Source organism: uncultured Rhodococcus sp. (genome assembly GCF_963525155.1).
Lineage (GTDB): Bacteria > Actinomycetota > Actinomycetes > Mycobacteriales > Mycobacteriaceae > Rhodococcus_F > Rhodococcus_F qingshengii.
The window spans coordinates 1-2,761 of the sequence record NZ_CAURKP010000329.1 but is presented as its reverse complement, the minus strand read 5'-3'; the positions used below and the strand labels follow the sequence as shown (position 1 = coordinate 2,761).

2 protein-coding genes are annotated in these 2,761 nt (G+C 65.0%); both read right to left on the bottom strand.

Annotated elements, in window-relative coordinates; genetic code table 11:
- Positions 1-65 precede the first annotated feature (65 nt).
- On the bottom strand, positions 66-1,307 hold the full coding sequence (mshC, locus tag RWT78_RS29030; RefSeq protein ID WP_314682908.1) for a cysteine--1-D-myo-inosityl 2-amino-2-deoxy-alpha-D-glucopyranoside ligase: 1,242 nt from the start codon (positions 1,305-1,307) through the stop codon (positions 66-68).
- Positions 1,308-1,317: 10 nt separating this feature from the next.
- On the bottom strand, positions 1,318-2,761 hold a 1,444-nt coding region (locus RWT78_RS29025), incomplete at its 5' end, for an MMPL family transporter (protein ID WP_314682906.1).

Sequence of the window (2,761 nt, the reverse complement as noted above, 5' to 3'; positions counted from 1 at the left end):
CCCCATATAAACTGCTGTGCGCCTTTATTACCCGCGGGCGTTTAATAACGGCGCACAGCAGGGGTTCAGCGAAGCGAAATACCCAGTAGGGCGTCAACGGCATCGGCGAACTCGCCGGGTGCCTGCGTGTCGGATCCGCCGCCCTCGATGGCGCGGCGGGCCCAACCGTCGAGCGCGTCGAGCGCCTTCGGGGTGTCGAGATCGTCGGCCAGGTGCTGACGCAAACGCGCAACAGTGTCGGTGGCAGACGGCGCGGAATCGAGAGCTGCTGCCTCGCGCCACACCTTCAGGCGCGACTGAGCATCCGCGAGGACCTGATCGGTCCACGCGCGATCCTGGCGGTAGTGGCCGGACAGAAGTCCGAGGCGGATTGCCGCTGGGTCCACCCCCTCGCCGCGCAGCTTGGAGACGAAGACCAGGTTTCCGCGACTCTTCGACATCTTCTCGCCGTCGAGACCGATCATGCCGGTGTGCACATAGTGCCGCGCGAAACGGCGATCACCCGTTGCCGATTCGGCATGCGCAGCCGAGAACTCGTGGTGCGGGAAGATCAGATCGCTGCCACCGCCCTGGACGTCGAAGCCGGAGCCGATGCGGTTGAGTGCAATGGCCGCGCATTCGATGTGCCAGCCGGGGCGCCCCGCTCCGAAGGGTGAGGGCCACGAGGGCTCGCCCGGACGCTCCGCACGCCAGACGAGAGCGTCGAGCGGATTGCGCTTTCCGACGCGATCGGGATCTCCGCCGCGTTCGGCAAAGAACTTCTCCATCGTCGCGCGGTCGTAGCCCGACTCGTAGCCGAACTGCTCGGTCGCGTCGGCACGGAAGTAGACGTCGGGGAACTCCGCGTCGTCGACGATGTACGCGGCGCCGGACGCCACGAACTTCTCCACCAACTCGACTACTTCGTTCACCGATTCGACGGCGCCGATGTAGTCCTTCGGCGGAAGCACACGCAGCGCTTCCATGTCCTCCCGGAAGAGCGCGGTCTCACGCATGCCGAGGACGATCCAGTCCTCGCCGTCGCGATTTGCGCGCTCGAACAGCGGGTCGTCCACGTCGGTCACGTTCTGGACGTAGTGGACATCGTGTCCGGCGTCGCGCCAGATGCGGTTCACGAGGTCGAACGTGAGGTAGGTGGCCGCGTGACCGAGGTGGGTGGCGTCGTACGGGGTGATGCCGCAGACGTACATCGTCGCCTTCTCGCCCGGGGTGACGGGGCGAACCTGACGGTCGGCTGTGTCGTACAGCCGCAACGGCGGCCCCTGACCGGGAACGGACGGGAGTGCGGTATCGGACCAAGACTGCATGCTGCCGAGCCTAGTGGAGACTGCTCTGAGGCTGGGAAGGTGCTGGCTGATCCTGCTCCGGTTCGGGCGTCGACGCGAGCTTGCTCGGCCACCAGATCTTCTGACCGATGTCGTAGGTCAGGGCCGGGACCAGCAAGGATCGGACGATCAGAGCGTCGAGCAGGACACCGAACGCCACGATGAACGCGATCTGCGCGAGGAACAACAGCGGGATCACCGCCAACGCCGAGAAGGTTGCTGCCAGAACAACTCCGGCAGAGGTGATCACCCCGCCGGTCACGGTGAGTCCCCGCAGCGCACCCGCCCGAGTGCCGATCTTCAGCGCTTCCTCACGCACCCTCGTCATGAGGAAGATGTTGTAGTCGATTCCCAGGGCCACGAGGAACACGAACGCAAACAGCGGGACCACCGGATCCGCGCCGGGGAACCCGAAGACGTGGTCGAACACCAGCGACGAAATGCCCAGTGTCGCAGCAAACGAGAGCACAACGGTGCCCATGAGAAGCAGCGGTGCGAGAAGCGAACGCAGCAACAAGGAGAGAATCACGAACACCACGATGATCACCACGGGAATGATGAGTGTCCGGTCCCGTGTCGAGGTGGTCTTCGTGTCGAGGTCGGTCGCAGTGACGCCACCGACCAACGCGTCGGCGCCGTCCACGGAGTGAACTGCATCACGTAGCCGCACGATGGTGTCTTCGGCCTCGAGTGAGTCGGCAGCGTCAGTCAAGGTCGCCTGCAGGGAGACTCGTCCGTCGACAACCAGTTGGGCTCCGCCGTTCTGCACGACGCTCACGTCGCTGACGCCCTCCACGCGACTGGCTGCCGCAACGGCGTCCACCTGATCCGCATTCGCGATGACCACGGCCGGTGAACCCGAACCCGCGTCGAAGTGCTCGCCGAGAATCTCCTGGCCTGCAACCGAATCGACGTCGAGCAAGAAGATGTCGGACGAAGAGACACCGCTGGCTTTGAACTGCGGCATCATCAGCGCGAAGATCACCAGCACCAGCGTCGACGCCACCCAGAAGCGGCGCGGATGCCTACCGATTCGAGCAGCGAGCCCGGCCCAGAACCGGTGATCGTTCGCCTCGTCGTGGTGCTCGCGGTCGGCATCGAACTTCGGCTTGGTCGGCCAGTACGCAGTCCGCCCGAACAGAACGAGGACAGCGGGTAGGAACGTCATCGACGCGAGGAAGGACGCGGCGATACCGATGGCGGCCACCGGACCGAGTCCGCGGTTCGAGTTCAGGTCGGAGAGCAACAGGCACAGAACGCCCGCGATGACCGTTCCGGCAGACGCCGCGACGGGTTCGAGCGTCGCGCGCCACGCAGTGCGCATTGCTGCGTACTTGTCCTTCTCGATCCGCAACTCTTCCCGATAGCGAGAGACCAGAAGCAGCGCGTAGTCGGTGGCGGCACCGAACACGAGGATGAACAGGATGCCCTGGCTC

Excerpts from the sequence above, each read along its gene's own strand:
- mshC (WP_314682908.1), bottom strand. The coding sequence starts at position 1,307 with ATGCAGTCTTGGTCCGATACCGCACTCCCGTCCGTTCCCGGTCAGGGG.